General features: G+C 45.8%; 15 protein-coding genes and 4 pseudogenes. 10 read left to right on the top strand and 9 right to left on the bottom strand.

Annotated features, from left to right (window positions below; all coding sequences use genetic code 11):
- The first annotated feature begins 32 nt into the window (after positions 1-32).
- A complete protein-coding gene (locus DXE31_RS02070; RefSeq protein ID WP_114697639.1) occupies positions 33-422 on the top strand; it encodes a hypothetical protein in 390 nt (129 codons plus the stop codon).
- Here DXE31_RS02070 and dut read toward each other — a convergent pair.
- The 5 genes from dut to DXE31_RS02045 are packed head-to-tail and all read right to left on the bottom strand — an operon-like array spanning position 338 to position 6,363.
- Positions 338-787, bottom strand: a complete 450-nt coding sequence (gene dut, locus DXE31_RS02065) for a dUTP diphosphatase (RefSeq protein ID WP_114697638.1) — start codon at positions 785-787, stop codon at positions 338-340. The two genes, DXE31_RS02070 and dut, sit on opposite strands and share 85 nt — an antisense overlap.
- 47 nt (positions 788-834) lie before the next feature.
- Positions 835-2,046, bottom strand: coding sequence for a bifunctional phosphopantothenoylcysteine decarboxylase/phosphopantothenate--cysteine ligase CoaBC (gene coaBC, locus DXE31_RS02060; RefSeq protein ID WP_114697637.1), 1,212 nt, complete (start codon positions 2,044-2,046; stop codon positions 835-837).
- A gap of 9 nt (positions 2,047-2,055) precedes the next feature.
- Complete coding sequence (lspA, locus tag DXE31_RS02055; RefSeq protein WP_114697636.1) at positions 2,056-2,547, bottom strand: signal peptidase II; 492 nt, start codon at positions 2,545-2,547, stop codon at positions 2,056-2,058.
- An 11-nt stretch (positions 2,548-2,558) separates the two neighbouring features.
- Complete coding sequence (gene ileS / locus DXE31_RS02050) at positions 2,559-5,438, bottom strand: isoleucine--tRNA ligase (RefSeq protein ID WP_415078056.1); 2,880 nt, start codon at positions 5,436-5,438, stop codon at positions 2,559-2,561.
- Positions 5,413-6,363 carry a bifunctional riboflavin kinase/FAD synthetase gene (locus DXE31_RS02045; RefSeq protein ID WP_114697634.1) on the bottom strand — a complete coding sequence of 317 codons (951 nt, stop codon included), beginning with the start codon at positions 6,361-6,363 and terminating at the stop codon, positions 5,413-5,415. The genes ileS and DXE31_RS02045 overlap by 26 nt, the downstream gene beginning before the upstream one ends.
- Before the next feature lie 39 nt (positions 6,364-6,402).
- Here DXE31_RS02045 and purN point away from each other — a divergent pair, with 39 nt between their 5' ends.
- Genes purN through DXE31_RS02030 form a run of 3 tightly spaced genes read left to right on the top strand, consistent with a single transcriptional unit; the run spans position 6,403 to position 9,810 of the window.
- The gene (purN, locus tag DXE31_RS02040) at positions 6,403-7,032 is read left to right on the top strand and encodes a phosphoribosylglycinamide formyltransferase (RefSeq protein ID WP_114697633.1); all 630 of its coding nucleotides are present in this window, start codon (positions 6,403-6,405) and stop codon (positions 7,030-7,032) included.
- Complete coding sequence (locus DXE31_RS02035) at positions 7,029-8,606, top strand: RsmB/NOP family class I SAM-dependent RNA methyltransferase (RefSeq protein ID WP_114697632.1); 1,578 nt, start codon at positions 7,029-7,031, stop codon at positions 8,604-8,606. The genes purN and DXE31_RS02035 overlap by 4 nt, the downstream gene beginning before the upstream one ends.
- A 10-nt stretch (positions 8,607-8,616) precedes the next feature.
- Complete coding sequence (locus tag DXE31_RS02030) at positions 8,617-9,810, top strand: DesA family fatty acid desaturase (protein WP_114697631.1); 1,194 nt, start codon at positions 8,617-8,619, stop codon at positions 9,808-9,810.
- A gap of 45 nt (positions 9,811-9,855) precedes the next feature.
- On the opposite strand, the gene rpmG is transcribed toward DXE31_RS02030, so the two are convergent.
- From rpmG to DXE31_RS12300, 4 genes are all read right to left on the bottom strand, one after another.
- Positions 9,856-10,023 (bottom strand): 50S ribosomal protein L33, encoded by a 168-nt coding sequence (gene rpmG, locus DXE31_RS02025; protein ID WP_114697630.1) that lies wholly within the window; start codon positions 10,021-10,023, stop codon positions 9,856-9,858.
- A gap of 11 nt (positions 10,024-10,034) precedes the next feature.
- Positions 10,035-10,268: a 50S ribosomal protein L28 gene (gene rpmB / locus DXE31_RS02020; protein ID WP_011903570.1), complete on the bottom strand. Its 234-nt coding sequence runs from the start codon at positions 10,266-10,268 to the stop codon at positions 10,035-10,037.
- 164 nt (positions 10,269-10,432) lie between these two features.
- Positions 10,433-10,711: a JAB domain-containing protein gene (locus DXE31_RS10945; RefSeq protein ID WP_231969289.1), complete on the bottom strand. Its 279-nt coding sequence runs from the start codon at positions 10,709-10,711 to the stop codon at positions 10,433-10,435.
- Positions 10,712-10,785: 74 nt separating this feature from the next.
- Positions 10,786-10,977, bottom strand: a complete 192-nt coding sequence (locus tag DXE31_RS12300; RefSeq protein ID WP_331851977.1) for a UPF0758 domain-containing protein — start codon at positions 10,975-10,977, stop codon at positions 10,786-10,788.
- 30 nt (positions 10,978-11,007) lie between these two features.
- On the opposite strand from DXE31_RS12300, the gene DXE31_RS02010 reads away from it, so the two are divergent.
- The 6 genes and pseudogenes from DXE31_RS02010 to DXE31_RS01985 all read left to right on the top strand — a co-directional run bounded on the left by DXE31_RS02010 (position 11,008) and on the right by DXE31_RS01985 (position 15,816).
- Positions 11,008-11,454 (top strand): FKBP-type peptidyl-prolyl cis-trans isomerase, encoded by a 447-nt coding sequence (locus DXE31_RS02010; protein WP_114697629.1) that lies wholly within the window; start codon positions 11,008-11,010, stop codon positions 11,452-11,454.
- A gap of 3 nt (positions 11,455-11,457) precedes the next feature.
- Positions 11,458-12,399: a 4-hydroxy-3-methylbut-2-enyl diphosphate reductase gene (gene ispH / locus DXE31_RS02005; RefSeq protein WP_114697628.1), complete on the top strand. Its 942-nt coding sequence runs from the start codon at positions 11,458-11,460 to the stop codon at positions 12,397-12,399.
- A gap of 89 nt (positions 12,400-12,488) precedes the next feature.
- Positions 12,489-13,267 (top strand): annotated as a pseudogene (locus DXE31_RS02000) (branched-chain amino acid ABC transporter substrate-binding protein); the annotation flags it as partial.
- Positions 13,242-13,983: pseudogene (locus tag DXE31_RS01995) on the top strand (branched-chain amino acid ABC transporter permease). The pseudogenes DXE31_RS02000 and DXE31_RS01995, both read left to right, overlap by 26 nt.
- A pseudogene (locus DXE31_RS01990) lies at positions 13,976-15,040 on the top strand (branched-chain amino acid ABC transporter permease). Before DXE31_RS01995 ends, DXE31_RS01990 begins: the two co-directional pseudogenes overlap by 8 nt.
- Positions 15,037-15,816 (top strand): annotated as a pseudogene (locus DXE31_RS01985) (ABC transporter ATP-binding protein). Before DXE31_RS01990 ends, DXE31_RS01985 begins: the two co-directional pseudogenes overlap by 4 nt.
- Positions 15,817-15,829: the final 13 nt, after the last annotated feature.

Genomic DNA, 15,829 nt, shown 5'->3' with positions numbered 1-15,829 from the left:
TATTTAAATAGATGTAAACAAAAAAGGGAACCATGTTGCATCACGATACATTACTAAAGGCTTTTGAAACGTACAAAGCTGAGAATGAAAAGTTTCAAGGTAAAGGTGTCAAGGCTTCTGCTGCTCGAGCACGCAAAGCGCTTCAAGAGATTGCTGGCTCGTGTAAAGAGCGCCGTAAAGAAATTACTGCAGAACAAGAATCTCGTGAGGGTGCTGGAGCCGGTATGTCACAAGATGCAGCCCGTAAAGCGCATATCCGTAAGTCAGTTATTTCCACTGAAATAAAAAGCCACCTGCGGGTGGCTTTTTATTTGATTGTAGAGTTCAAAGAAGCTCTTTATACCCTACCTGTACTTCCAAACCCACCTGCGCCGCGACTACTTTCTGTGAACTCCTCCACAACCTTAAGTTCCACCTGCTGAATAGGCAGGACTACCAATTGAGCAAGCCGTCCCATAGGTTCTAGCTTGAATGCAGTTGATCCCCGGTTCCAGGTGCTGACCATTAATTGACCTTGATAATCAGAGTCGATTAAGCCGACTAAGTTGCCAAGTACGATGCCGTGCTTATGGCCTAAACTAGAGCGCGGCAAAATAAATGCGGCGTAGCCTGGATCTTCAATATAAATGGCTAGGCCTGTTGGAATCAATACCGTTTGTCCAGGTGCAAACTCAATCTCTGCATCGATGCATGCCCGCAGGTCTAATCCAGCACTTCCAGGAGTGCTATAAGTAGGCAATTGATCGCGCATACGTTCATCGAGAATTTTGACTTGGAGTGATTGCATGAGATTTCCTAAAGCAGGTATTAAACAATAAAACTCAAAAAGAGAAATTAGATTTTTTTGGCAACGAGTTGAATTAGCTGGCGCGCCAACTGTAGCTTTTCAGCTGTAGCAATTTTTTTGCTACTGTTAGCATCAATTACGAGCAACTGATTGAGGTCGCTTCCAAAGGTTTCTGGACCAATATTTCCTACAATCATGGGAATATTTTTACGCTTACGCTTTTCATTGGCATGCTTCTCGAGATCCGTCGATTCGGCGGCAAAACCTACGCAGTAGGGATAAGGTTTGCCAGCTTTTGTTTTCACTGCCTTAGCAATATCTAGCAAAATATCTGGATTCGCTACAAATTCAATGTTGGGCGCTTGATTACCTTGGCGCTTGATTTTTTCTTTTGCTGGCTGGGCAATACCCCAATCTGCAACTGCTGCCGCTGCAAAAAAGATATCGCAGTCACTAACGCTGAGAGCAGTCGAATGCATTTCTTTAGCGCTGACTACATTTGTGCGTGTAATTTGCCCAGTAGCTAGCAAAGGTGTTTCAAGTTCACAGGGTCCAGCAATTAAATGGACTTGGGCGCCAGCTTCAACAGCGGCGCGTGCAATTGCAAAACCCATCTTGCCAGAGCTGTGATTAGTGATGCCGCGCATTGGATCGATTGCCTCAAATGTGGGGCCTGCTGTAATTACCACTTTTTTTCCGGCCAAGATTTTCTGCTGAAAAAATGCGATCACTTGTTCTGTGATTTCGGCGGGCTCTAGCATCCTGCCCATGCCCACTTCGCCACATGCCTGAAAGCCACTAGCGGGTCCCAGCAAAGCCACTCCATCCTCAGAAAGTCTCTTGGCGCTTCTTTGCGTGGCAGCATGCTCCCACATTTGCTTATTCATGGCTGGGGCTAACAAGAGAGGGCAGTCACGCGCGAGACAGAGGGTGCTTAGCAAATCGTCTGCTAGACCCAAAGAAAGCTTGGCCATGAGATCGGCGCTTGCAGGAGCAATCAAAATGGCGTCAGCAGAGCGTGATAACTCAATATGCGCCATATTGTTGGGAATCGTACTATCCCACTGACTCAAATAGACTGGGTTACCCGTCAGAGCCTGCATTGTCACTGCTGTACCAAACTGTTGTGCAGCTTCGGTCATCACTGCTTGGACTGACGCACCCTCTTGGATTAGTTGGCGCGCCAGTTCTGGAGCCTTGTAAGCTGCTATTCCTCCAGAGAGGCCGAGAACGATTTTCTTGTTTAAAAGTGATTGCATGGCACCCGCTTAATGGTGTTGGTCAGATTTGCAAAATGACTTGCGTAATTCTCCCCAGATAATAAGGGCAGCACCAATACAAATGGCGCTATCAGCGATATTAAAAGCAGGCCAATGCCAATTGCCGTAGTACAAGTCTATAAAGTCTACGACAGCGCCATACATAACGCGATCTAAGACGTTGCCTAGGGCGCCTCCCAAGATTAGACTAAGGACTATGCACAGTAGTCTGTCACTTTGGCTCTTGAAGAGAAGCCAAATAATGTAAACGGAGGCTGCAAGACCGATGACTGTAAAGAACCAGCGCTGCCAACCGGAACCTTGCGCCAAAAATGAAAATGCTGCACCTGGGTTAAAAAGGAGCAACCAATTCATACAAGGCAGTACTGGCTCAGGAACGCCCATTTTTAAATTACTTAAGGCCGACCATTTACTCAATTGATCTAGCAATAAGACAATGATTGCAATTGCAAGATAACGGAGCAGGGCGATACTTTTCATATCATTGACTATCAGGCAAAGAGACGGTGATCACCATCGCCAAAGAGATTGCTGATACAGCGACCACATAGTTCTGGGTGATCCGTATTGCTTCCAACGTCTTTGGTATGGTGCCAGCAGCGACCACATTTTTTGTACTGACTACCGCGAACCAATATCTCTAGACCTTGGTTGCTCAGTTCAATATTGGCGCTTGATGTTATGGTGACAAAACGGAAGTCATCCTCCAGAGAATGCAAGATCGCAAAGCCAACATCACCAACTTTGATAGTCAGCTCTGCCTGAAGAGACGACCCCACGTTGCCAGCTTCACGCTCAACCTCAATTGCCTTGGTGATTTCAGAGCGAATTTCTCGAATACGACCCCACTTTGCAAGTAATTCATCGGCGTGAATAATTTCTGGGAACTGCCCAAACTCCTCCATAAATATCGATTCAGGAGCGTTGGTATTCGATCCGTGAGGGAAGTCCTTCCAGGCTTCTTCTGCTGTGAAGGTTAGGAATGGCGAGAGCCACTTTAATAGATTGCGGGTTATCTGGAATAAGGCATTCTGGGCGGCACGACGATCAGGCGAATTTGGCGCGCTTGTATAAAGACGATCTTTGAGGATATCTAAATAGAAACCTCCTAAATCCTCGGAGCAAAAAGTTAGCATGCGAGCTACTGCTGGCTGAAACTCATAAGAGTGGTAATGTGCTTCAACGTCATTTTGCAGTTGATTAGCCAGAGCAACTACGTAACGATCAATCTCAAGCCATTGTTCCGCAGGCATTGAATGTTTGCTCGGATCAAAATCAGAGAGATTGGCTAGCAAGAAACGTAAAGTATTGCGAATTCGACGATAACTTTCGGTTACGCGTTTAAGAATCTCATCAGAGATTGTCATTTCTCCAGAGTAGTCAGTTGAGGCAACCCATAAGCGAATAATTTCAGCACCGAGTTTGTCTGCTATCTGCTGTGGTGCGATGACATTCCCCACGGACTTGCTCATTTTGCGACCTTGACCATCGACGGTAAAGCCATGTGTCAGGAGGGCTTTGTAGGGAGGCTTGCCATCGAGCATCGCACCTGTGAGTAATGAGGAGTGGAACCAGCCGCGGTGTTGATCTGAGCCCTCTAAATATAAATCTGCTAGTCGGCCATCAGGTTTTTCTGCATCAGCGATAAGCAACTCGTCTCGATGTGAGCCACGATTAACGTGCCAATGCGTTGTGCCAGAATCAAACCATACATCTAAGGTGTCGCGATTCTTTTCATAATGTTTAGCTTCTTCGCCAAGAAATTCAGCAACTTCTAATTTTTGCCAAGCTTCAACGCCTTCTTTTTCAACCCGCTTAGCAATTTCTTCAAGTAACTCAATAGTGCGTGGATGTGGCTCACCACTTTCTTTGTGAACAAAGAAGGCCATTGGCACACCCCATTGGCGCTGTCGCGACAAAGTCCAGTCAGGACGATTTGCAATCATGCTCTTGAGCCGTTGTTTGCCCCATGCTGGAAAGAACCCAGTGCTTTCTATTCCAGCTAATGCTGTCTCTCGCAAGCTGGCTTTGTCATCCGCTGGCTTGTTATCCATGCTCGCAAACCATTGTGAGGTCGCACGATAAATAATGGGTGACTTATGACGCCAGCAATGCATATAAGAGTGGGTATACGTTTTATCGCGTAGCAAGCTTCCCGCTTCACGCATTGCTTCAACGATCTTTGGGTTTGCTTTCCAGATATATTCGTTGGCAAAGAGGGGTAACCAAGATGCATATACGCCATGACCCATGACTGGGTTCAGAATATCCTTATCAGCCAGTTTGTTTGATTTGCAGGATTTAAAGTCCTCTTCACCGTAAGCGGGAGCAGAGTGAACAATACCGGTGCCGGTATCTAGGGTGACATATTCTGCTGGATAGATTGGGGAGAGACGTTTATAACCTTCATGCAAAGGTGCAAGCGGGTGCCAGAAAGAGATATTGGCTAGCTGTTGTCCTTGGCAACTAGCAATGACTTTACCTTCTAGCCCATAATCTTGCAGACAAGTTTCTACACGATCTTGTGCAAGGATTAGGAGTTTGTCACCAACATCAACCAGAGCGTAGTTGAGCTCTGGATGAACATTCATCGCTTGGTTAGCAGGAATAGTCCAAGGAGTGGTTGTCCAAATGACAATTTGGCCTGGTTTGTTTGGAAGTTCGGTTAATCCAAAAGCTTTTGTTAGATGCGGACGCTGAGCATCGTCAAATGCAAATCCGACATCTACCGTTGGATCGGTTTTATCTTGGTACTCCACTTCAGCTTCAGCAAGAGCAGATCCGCAATCAAAACACCAGTTCACTGGTTTTAAGCCCCGGAATACGTAACCCTTTTCCCAGATTTTTCCTAATGCGCGGATTTCATCGGCTTCATTGCGGTAGTTCATAGTGAGATAGGGGTTGTTCCAATCACCCAATACACCCAAACGCTCAAAATCTTGCTTTTGTTTTTCTACCTGAACATGTGCATAAGCGCGGGCCTTGGATTGCACCTCAGCCGTCGGTAGATTTTTGCCAAATTCTTTTTCAATCTGGATTTCAATTGGCATGCCATGACAGTCCCAACCGGGAACATAGACAGAGTCAAAGCCCATGAGCCAGCGTGACTTCACGATCATGTCTTTCAGAATTTTATTGACAGCATGACCAATATGGATATCACCGTTTGCATAGGGAGGGCCATCATGCAAGATAAACTTTGGCTGGCCTGCATGGGCCGCACGAATTTTTTCGTAGAGCTTATTTTTTTGCCATTCGGCTACCCATTTAGGTTCGCGCTTAGCGAGGTCTCCCCGCATTGGAAACGCGGTATCTAGAAGATTAACAGGATAGGAGTTTTCTTTTTCAGACATATGTTTTTTTCTGGAAATAATTTCTGGCATGCGCTGCATCTGCTGCAATCGCTTTTGTAAGGGTTTCGAGATCGGGATACTTTGCCTCATCACGAATTTTTTCTAATAGCTCTACGGTGATGATCTTGCCGTAGACATCTGAGTTGAAGTCAAAGATATGCATCTCTAGTAATACTCTGCCTTCATCTTCTACGGTTGGTCTAACGCCCAGGCTAGCCACGGCCTGCAGGGGTTTATCAGCAAGCCCTAATACTTGGGCGGTAAAGATGCCGGTTGTTGCAGGCTTGCGATGATGCAAGTGATTAGCAACTGCTAAATTTAAAGTTGGGAAACCGAGTTTCCGACCCAGTTGTTGACCATGAATCACGTGACCAGAAATTCCGTATGGTCGCCCTAACAATTTTTCAGTTTGCTTCATATCTCCGCTAGCAAGTGCAGCGCGTAAAGCAGAGCTTGAAATGCGCGTGCCATTTTCTTCAATGGTTTGAAGGCTGGATACTTCAAAACCGTATTTTTCACCTGCTGCCTTAAGGTTAGAAAAATTACCCGCACGTTTTGCGCCATAGCAAAAATCATCGCCAATCAAAATCCATTTAGCATTCAGTTTTTTGACAAAAATTTCTGAAACAAATTCTTCCGGTGAGAGTTTGGCAAAAGCTGAGTTGAAATGTTCAACAACAACGCGATCAATTCCAATTTCGGCCAGTGCAGCTAATTTGTCACGCAAATTGAAAATGCGAGCTGGAGCCTGTTCAGGCAAGAAGAATTCCTTTGGGTGTGGCTCAAAGGTTATGACGCAGCTATCTAGACCCCGCTCTTTGGCGCCACCTACGAGTTCTTGAAGAAGGGCGCGATGGCCCCTGTGCACGCCATCGAAATTACCGATAGTTAGGGCACAAGCTGGTCCTACAGAAAACTGGGTGGGGCCACGGAATACGTTCACAAAATCGCTTTCAGGGTAGCTATCAATTATATTGTGGGCATGCCTTCTATCGTCACCTTAATCTCGGGCCGCGGATCTAATTTCGAGGCGATCGTTAAAACCGCTCAAAAAGAGCAATGGCCAGTTACATTTACTGGAGTGATCGCCAATCACTCAGCCGCTAAAGGCCTTGATTTTGCTCGCTCGCAGGGTATTCCTGCCTTTGCCATTGAGCATAAAGAGCATGTCTCCCGAGAATCTTTCGATGCGGCACTGATCCAGAAAATTGATGCCTTAGGCGCTGATTTAGTAGTCCTTGCTGGTTTTATGAGAATTCTGACCCCGGGCTTTATTCGCCATTTTGAAGGCCGTTTAATCAATATTCACCCGGCGCTTCTGCCAGCCTTTTCTGGATTGCACACTCATGAACGGGCTTTGGAGGCAGGCGTTAAAGAACATGGGGCCACGGTCCACTTTGTGACTGAAGGGGTGGATGAGGGGTCAATTATTTGTCAGGCTTCCGTACCTGTACTTAATGGCGATGATGCTGATACCTTGGCCGCTCGTGTTTTGGCTGCTGAGCATCTAATTTACCCACGGGCCGTAAAATGGTTTCTTGATGGACGATTGCGAATAGAGGGCAATCAAGTGCAGTTACAACCCCCAGAGTCGGAATTTTTTAAATTATGAGTACAGAACGTTTTCCCCTTAAATCTGGCGGCAGATTAGCTCCTCATAAAAGCTATGCCACCAAATTGAAAGAGTCTTTGCGTTGCTCGGAGCGTCGCAATGCTAGTGGCAATTTGATTGCGCCTGAAGGCCAAAAGAATTTCTCAAATGCAAAAGCGTTGCCGCAACATGCCATACATCTCGAGCGTTTACTACCAGAGTTACTGAGTTTTGAGCAACCCGCTGATCGAGTAGTAAGTCGTTATTTTCGCGCTGAACCACAACTCGGAAATCGTGATCGCGCTTTAATTGCTGAGAGTGCCTTTGCGATTCTTCGTCGCAAGAATGAGTTCTCGCAATTTGCTTCTAGCGGTGAGGGTTCCCAAGCTAGACGCTTAGCCCTCTTAGGTTTACTGTCTGCTCTATCAGAAGGCGGCTTAGGATCTGCCAATCGTGCAGAGAGTGCGATTGCCGACTTGGCCCATGTTCTCAAGCCCGGTGAATATGAATGGTTACAACGTTTTACAACCGTTGATCCCGCTGCGTTAAACCCTCTGGTTCGTAATAATTTGCCCGAGTGGTTATGGGAAGCATTTGGAAAATATCCTGGTGAAGAATCGCGCGAAGAACTCGCGAAGTCATTAATGCATCCTGCACTTTTAGACTTGCGTGCGAACACCATGAAAACCAATCGCGAAGAATTACTCGCGCAAATGAATGCATTGGGCGGACGTTATCAAGCAATACCCACTCCATATGCACCCGATGGTGTACGCATCATGGGTAAGCCCGCATTGCAAAATACTGCAGGCTTTAAAGCAGGCATGTTTGAAGTGCAAGATGAGGGTAGTCAACTCTTGGCCTACTTGTTGGCGCCTAAACGTGGAGAGATGGTTGTCGACTTTTGTGCTGGTGCTGGCGGTAAGACCTTGGCAATTGGGGCGCTGATGCGCTCCACAGGGCGCTTATATGCTCTAGATACCTCAGCGCGTCGTTTGGCAAATTTGAAGCCACGACAGGCTCGTAGCGGTCTCTCAAATGTCCATCCAATTTGGATTGATAGTGAGCATGACGCCAAAATTAAACGTTTGGCTGGCAAGATTGATCGTGTTCTTGTAGATGCCACTTGTAGTGGTATGGGTACCTTGCGTCGTAACCCGGACCTAAAGTGGCGCCAAACTCCTGTAGGGGTATTAGAGCTGAACCAGAAGCAAATGAGTATTTTGCACTCCGCCACTCGACTCCTGAAGCCAGGAGGACGGCTGGTTTATGCCACTTGCAGTCTTTTGCCTCAAGAAAATCAAGCAATTGCTGAAGATTTTCTGGCAAAACATCCCCAATTTGAGATCGTTCCTGCAGCAGACGTTCTTAAGCCATTGTTTCCTAAGGATAAATTACCATTGGGATGCAGTCTTGGTAATCCATGGTGGCAGTTATGGCCCCATATTCACGGCACGGATGGCTTCTTTGGGGCAGTCTTTCAAAAGAAGGCTGCTGCTCCAACTGCTGACTCTGTAAAACCCCCTCAAAAAGAGACTCAGATCAAACCCAAGAAGGCCCCTGAGGATTTAAAATCAAGTTTTAGACCTCTTTAGGGAGTCCCTTTTGAATATAGCTTCAAGTTTTGATTTATTTCTCCATTGGCTTGCTAATGGATATTTAGACTGGTCATGGTGGCAGATTACACTTTTCACTCTAGTCGCCACTCACATCACAATCGCCGCAGTTACGATTTTCTTGCATCGTTGTCAAGCGCATCGTGCTTTAGACCTGCATCCTGTTGTTTCCCATTTCTTCCGCTTGTGGCTATGGTTAACAACCGGCATGGTGACTAAAGAGTGGGCAGCGATTCATCGTAAGCACCACGCTAAATGTGAAACCGTTGATGATCCTCATAGCCCACAAATTTTGGGAATCAAGACCGTTCTCTCTCGTGGTGCTGAACTTTATAAAAAAGAAGCTGCCAATCAAGAGACTTTAGATAAATTTGGGCATGGCACTCCTGATGACCGACTCGAACACAATATTTATTCTAGGTTCTCCTGGCAGGGAGTTGCCATCGTGCTTATTATTGATGTGTTTTTATTTGGCGCGATTGGTTTAACTGTTTGGGCGGTCCAGATGTTGTGGATCCCAATTACTGCAGCTGGTGTCATTAATGGCATTGGTCACTACTGGGGTTATCGTAATTTCGATTGCGAAGATGCTTCTAGAAATATTCTACCTTGGGGCATTTTGATTGGTGGTGAAGAGTTGCACAACAATCACCATACCTTCGCTACCAGCGCGAAGCTCTCCAATAAATGGTACGAGTTTGATATTGGCTGGATGTATATCAAGATGATGAGTGCGGTAGGTTTAGCGACTGTGAAGAAGACTCCACCTAAGCCAGTATTAAGCGACTTGCGTCCAGCCGATCAGAATACTTTAGAGGCCATTATCGCAAATCGTTATGAAATTATGGCGCGCTATAGCAAGACCTTGCGTAGCTTCTTTAGTAATGAGGTGCAGCATATGCAAGTATTGGCAGCTCACTTGAGCGGTGAGCGTACCTGGTTATCCAAAGAGGAAACTCGTTTGACTGACGAAGAGAAGGCGAAGCTTGAGGAGCTGATGGCAAGTAACGCGCAGTTACGCAAGATGATTGAAATGCGTCGTGATCTTCAGGCGATATGGGGTCGATCGTCAGCCACCAAAGAGCAATTACTGTCTCAGTTACATACTTGGTGTCAGCGCGCTGAAGAAAGTGGTTTCACAAGTTTGCGTGAGTTCTCCTTGAGCTTACGCCGTTATGTATAAGCAGTGATCTATGAGAGTTTTTATTTGCATGAAGCGGTTGTTTAATTACTTCAGTTTTGACTCTTTGTAAGCAACGTGCTTGCGAATAGTTGGATCAAACTTCATGATCTCCATTTTTTCAGGCTTAGTACGCTTGTTTTTTGAAGTAGTGTAGAAGTGACCAGTACCTGCTGATGACTCCAGCTTGATTTTTTCTCTGCCGCCTTTAGCCATTTATGTGCTCCTTAAATTTCGCCACGTGCACGTAGATCAGACAACACGGCATCGATGCCGTTCTTATCGATAACGCGCAAACCAGCATTGGTTAAGCGCAAGCTAATCCAACGGTTTTCAGATTCAACCCAGAAACGACGGTTTTGCAAATTCGGCAAAAAGCGACGCTTCGTTTTATTGTTTGCATGGGATACATTGTTGCCAACCATCGGCTTCTTCCCAGTGACTTGGCAAACTTTTGCCATGACATAACTCCATTCATTAATTGCGAAAAAAGAAAATTGTATCAGTCCCAACCTATTTTGGGCTAGTCTTGAATGCTTTTAACTTTGGTCTGTGCAGTCAAAATCTGCTGAAATCAACCAAAAAACCACCAAAATATTCAATAAGTTATTAATTACTATCAATTTTATTCAATTTCTATAAGCTCAGCATCAGAAAAAGAGAAAAATCCGCTACCCCTCACAATGTAGTGATCCAGGAGCTGAATATCTACTAATTGCAGGGCATGGGCGAGGACCTTGGTGAGCTCTTGGCCGGCTGTGCTGGGCAGTGGATTGTCGCTAGGGTGATTATGAGCCACGATGAGGGCGCTGGCATTCTTGGCGAGAGCCTCTTGAAGGATTTCTTGAGGATAGATTGCTGTTTGACTAATTGAGCCTCTAAATAGCTCCTCGCATTCAATCATTTGGCGATGAAAAAATAGGGTCCTGGGAGAGGCCATCTTCTAGGCTTCGTTTAATAAGTCTTGATGGGTACAGGCTAAGAGCCTGGGGAGACTTCCAAAGTGATGAAGCAAGTCCTTGGCGAGGGCTGCAGCACTTTTTCCTTTGACCCCGACCCGCAAAGAAAGATGGCGAGCAACTCTGCATCTGAAAGTGCCGCTGCACCCTTTAAGCGAAGTTTTTCTCTGGGCTGCTCATTTTTTGGCCAGTGGGTAATTGGAGAGTGCATAGTTAACGCAGGCCTAGATACAATCACCTTATGACCAAGCTTACTGTTTTGCCTAATTCCTATTTGACTCTCAACTATCGGCTCATCTTGCCCAATGGGGAGGATTGCATCAATACTTTTGTTGATCGTCCTGCGACGGTTTTGATGGGGTCTGGACAATTTGCTCCTTGCTTCGAAAAGGTTTTATTGGGTCTAGGTGTTGGTGAGCAAAAAAGTGCACTACTTGCGCCTGAGGAAAGTTTTGGCGAGCGCAAAGAAGATGTAGTCCAATGGGTCTCTTGGAAAGCTCTGAAAGAAGGTCGTGATGATGATGTGGAATTTAACCCTGGCGATGTGATTGAATTTAATGCGCCAGGCGGGGCTCAATACGCCGGGGTTTTGCAATCGATTGATGATGAGGGTGCATGGTTTGACTTTAACCATCCTCTTGCGGGAAGACCTGTGACTTTTGAAGCAGAGATTGTGGCGATCCTGTAAACCATGACAGATACAAACAACGCAGAAATTTTGATGGCTCAACCGCGCGGATTTTGTGCGGGCGTTGATCGTGCCATCAATATTGTGAACGAGGCACTCATTCGTTTTGGCGCACCAATCTACGTTCGTCATGAGATTGTGCATAACGCTTATGTAGTGAATGAATTGCGCGGTAAGGGTGCGGTATTTGTAGAGGATCTGCAGGAAGTTCCCAAAGGTGGAATCGTTGTATTTAGCGCTCATGGAGTTTCCCAAGAAGTGCGCAAGAATGCTGAAGCGCGTGGTTTGAGGATCTATGACGCAACCTGCCCTTTGGTCACCAAGGTGCATCTTGAAGTGATCAAAATGTGTAAAGATGATTTTACCGTATTGATGATTGGTCATGCAGGACACCCTGAAGTCGAGGGAACTATGGGACAGGTCAAAGAAGGGGTGTTTTTGATAGAAAACATTGAAGATATCGATTCATTACCATTTTTTTTTGATGAAAGGATTGCCTTCGTTACTCAAACTACCCTTTCGGTAGACGAGACAAAAGAAATTGCTGAAGCATTAGCTAAAAAGTTTCCCAATATTGTGCAGTCGCGCAAGCAAGATATTTGTTATGCTACCCAGAACCGTCAAGACGCTGTGAAATTTATGGCACCTCAAGTTGAGGTTGTTATTGTGGTGGGAAGTGCATCTAGCTCGAACTCAAATCGTTTGCGTGAACTTTCTGAAAAGTTAGGTGTACCTGCTTACATGGTAGATGGCCCTGAGCAGCTTAAGCCTGAGTGGTTTGCTGGCAAAAGACGGGTAGGTTTAACTGCTGGCGCATCAGCACCAGAAAATTTGGCGCAGTCGATTGTGAGTCGTATTCAGGAGTTTGGTCCAAGGCAGGTGCGTGCATTAGATGGTGTTGTTGAGGATGTGACATTTTCTTTGCCGAAAAATTTAGTTGACTGAAGTATTCAGTCATAACAAAGGAGCGGTCAATGAGCAAATCAAATATAATTTTTGTGAAAAGCGCTATTGCACTAGCGGCAGTGACCTTGATGATGGTAGGTTGTGGCAAAAAAAGGGGGCGACAAGACTGCTGTGGCTCCTGCTGATGGAGTTGAGGTCAATATTGGACATGTGGCTCCGCTGACTGGAGCAATTGCGCATTTAGGCAAGGATAATGAGAATGGTGCACGCGCCCCTAGCCCTTGAAGAAATTAATAATGCAGGTTTAACCATCGATGGTAAAACAGTGGTTCTTACTTTAGTGCCCGAAGATGATGCTGAAGATCCGAAGACGGCTACGCAAGTGGCACAAAAATTAGTAGATGCCAAAGTGGTGGGAGTAGTAGGTCATTTAAATTCTGGAACAAGTATTCCAGAATCACGTATTTACAGCGATGCTGGCATTACTCCAGTTTCTCCTTCTGCAACTAATCCCGACTACACCAAGCAAGGTTTTAAAACAACCTATTGTTTGGTAGCAACTGATGCACAGCAAGGACCGGCTCTAGCAAATTACGTTGTTAATACCTTAAAAGCAAAAACGGTCGCCATCATTGATGGCTCCACTCAGTATGGTAAAGGCTTGGCCGACGAATTTGAGAAAATAGTTAAAGCAGCTGGTTTGAAGGTGGTCAACCGTGGTGAGGCGAGCAATAACAAAGCAACCGATTTCAAAGCCATTTTGACCAAGATGAAGGGTAGCAAACTAGATATCATTATGTACGGCGGTATCGATGCCACTGGCGGCCCTTTGACAAAATAAGCTGCTGAACTCGGTATCAAGGCTAAAGTAGTTGGTGGCGATGGTATGTGTCCAGAGAAGCTTGCTGCTGGTCTACGGTGTTCTTGGGATCATTAATTTTGCGCATGGCGAAGTGCAAATGATTGGCGCCATGATTTCATTGGCATTGCTTCGTGTAATTCTTGATCTCCCCAGCGGTCTGCCGGGGTGGCTAACACTTTTAATTGTCCTGCCAGTTACCATGGCAGCGTGTACTGGCTTGAGTGACTGGATTTGGCGAATAGCTTATCGTCCCTTACGGAAGGCTCCTCGTCTTGCACCACTAATTTTAGCAATGGGCATGTCTATTCTTCTGCAGACAATTGCAATGATGATTTGGTCTCACAATCCAATGACTTATCCGCAATTATTGCCCTCTACGCCAATCGACGTATTTGGAAACGGTGCCACGATTACAGGTAAAGAGATTGTGATCATCATTGTGGCTTTGCTGGTGATGTGAGGACTTCTATTTTTAGTGGAGAAAACAAAACAATTATGGCAATGTTCATTTTTATATGGGCTTTATTCCTGGGCTCAAAGCCTTTACTGCCGCTGTCCTTGGAGGCATTGGAAATTTACAGGGGGCTATGCTAGGTGGCTTGCTTTTTGGTTTAATTGAATCACTAGGCGCTGGGTATATTGGCGAGCTAACAGGCAGGGTGTTTGGTTCAATCTATCAAGATATCTTTGCATTTCTGGTTTTGGTGTTGGTTTTGCGACCCATTGGCTTCTTGGGCGAGCAGGTTTCAGATCGTGCCTAAAATTTTTTTCACCAATTGTCTGACTCGCACAACCTATCTATGGTTTGTGGCGATTGCCTTAATTCTCCTGCCCTGGGTGGCTGGTGCTGCTGGCGGTAACTACTGGGACGGGTACTCGACTTTGCTCTGCTCCACATTGTTCTGGCTCTGGAACTAAATGTGGTGGTGGTGGGTTTTGCTGATCTTTTGGATTTAGGTTACATCACCTTTTATGCACTTGGTGCGTACAGTTTTGCTTTGCTCGCTTCACCTCATTTACCTTCTCAGTTTGAAACTATTGCAGCCTCTGTTCCAGAGGGGATGCATTTTCACCTTGGAGGGTTGCGATTTTCTCTATCATTTTGGCTGCTTTATTTGGTATTGTTTTAGGTTTGCCAACCTTGCAGTTACGTGGTGACTATTTAGCAATTGTGACCTTGGGTTTTGGAGAAATTATTCGTATCTTTATGAATAACCTTGATCGCCCCATTAACCTGACGAATGGCCCAAAAGGAATATCCGGAATCGATCCTCTGCAGCTTTTTGGAATCTCGTTTACTAAGCCATTAGATTTAGGCTTTATGTAGATACTCGGTTTGTGCTGAGTGTTTTACTTATTTCTTTTGTTAGCAATTGTTTGTTTGCATTTATAAGATTCGCGTATCGGGCACGCTTGGATAGCCATTCGAGAAGATGAGATTGCAGCTAAGGCTCGCAAATATGAAGTTACTGGTATTTGCTATTGGCGCCTCTTTTGCTGGGGTTGCCGGTGTTCTTTTTTCTGCCTTCCAAGGCTTTATGTCGCCAGAGTTCTTACGTTTGGGAATCCATCGTTGTCTTAGCCATGGTTGTTCTCGGTGGGATAGGGCACATTCCTGGAGTGATCTTGGGTGCAGTTCTGTTGACAGTATTGTCGGAAATCTTGCGTGGGATTTCTCAACCCCTTCAGCCGTTCTTATTTGGTCACGTTGTCCTTGATGTGGAAATCATTCGTCAACTCATTTATGGCTTAGTTTTGATTTTGATCATGCTCTATCGCCCTGGCGGAATTTGGCAAAAGCGTGGAGGTGAACGATGAGCTCATCTTTGCTGTTAGATGTTGTAGACGGCTCTAAGCGCTTTGGTGGTTTGCAGGCGCTTGAGTCTGTTGGTTTACAAGTGCCCAACATGATGCAATCGTTGGTTTGATAGGTCCCAATGGCGCTGGTAAAACCACATTTTTTAATGTCATTACCGGTTTATATCCTGCAGATTCAGGAATTTTTTATTTGATAGTCAGTCCTATTTTCTAGAGTCAGTTTCTGCAGTCACTAAGGCTGGGTTGGCAAGAACATTTCAAAATATTCGTCTCTTTGGTGAAATGTCAGTTCTTGAAAATGTGATGGTGGGATGTCATTGCCGTACTGGTGCTGGCGTACTTGGGGCGATATTCCGCTTTCCATCCGCCCAGCGTGAAGAGCGGGCTATAGGTGACAAAGCGAAGCAACTGTTGACTTATGTTGGATTGAGTGAGTATGCGCAGATGGAGACGCGGAATCTCTCATATGGTCACCAGCGCCGTCTAGAGATTGCAAGAGCATTGGCAACTGAACCGAAACTTTTGGCGCTCGATGAGCCAGCTGCTGGCATGAATGTTACAGAGAAGCTAGAGCTACGCGATTTACTTTTACGGATTCGTGCTGATGTGATGGTAAGACCATTCTTTTGAATGAGCACGATGTCAGCCTGGTAATGGGTATTTGCGATAGTCTTACCGTACTTGATTACGGCAAAGTAATTGCTTCGGGTAAGCCCGCAGAGGTTCGGGTGCATCCAGAGGTAATCAAAGCCTACCTTGGGCAGAGGGCCGTCTAATGAGTACCTTGCT

This window comes from Polynucleobacter necessarius, assembly GCF_900095185.1.
Taxonomy (GTDB): Bacteria; Pseudomonadota; Gammaproteobacteria; order Burkholderiales; family Burkholderiaceae; genus Polynucleobacter.
This window is presented reverse-complemented; position numbering and strand designations above follow the sequence as displayed.